This is a genomic window from Nonomuraea sp. MG754425 (assembly GCF_021699195.1).
Lineage (GTDB): Bacteria > Actinomycetota > Actinomycetes > Streptosporangiales > Streptosporangiaceae > Nonomuraea.
Genome location: NZ_SSXE01000563.1, coordinates 1 through 320, shown reverse-complemented (window position 1 = coordinate 320; position 320 = coordinate 1). Strand labels below are relative to the sequence as shown.

Annotated in this window: 1 pseudogene; it reads right to left on the bottom strand. The window is 65.0% G+C overall.

Annotation, left to right across the window (positions count from 1 at the left end):
- A pseudogene (locus tag FAF44_RS53975) lies at positions 1-320 on the bottom strand (hypothetical protein); the annotation flags it as partial.

Here is a 320-nt window from a genome sequence, read left to right as displayed (position 1 = left end):
TGAGGGCTGGGAACTTCCCATCCCGATCTCGGATCAGAAAGCGCGGCCGGCAGTCCGCATCGTGCAGATCCATCACGAGATTCCTGATCGCCTGGATGATCCAGCTCGCGCTCGGGTGCGCGGTGGTGCCGAGCACACGGACGCGCCTGGTGGCGTGCTCGATGAAGGCCAGGATGTACTGGCGCTGCCCGTTCAAGGTGATGGTCTCGATGAAATCGGCAGCCAGCAGGGCATCGGCTTGCGAGCGCAGGAAGTCGGCCCAGGTGGTGGAGGCCCGCTCGGGCGCCGGATCGAGACCTTCCTGCTTGAGGATCTCCCAC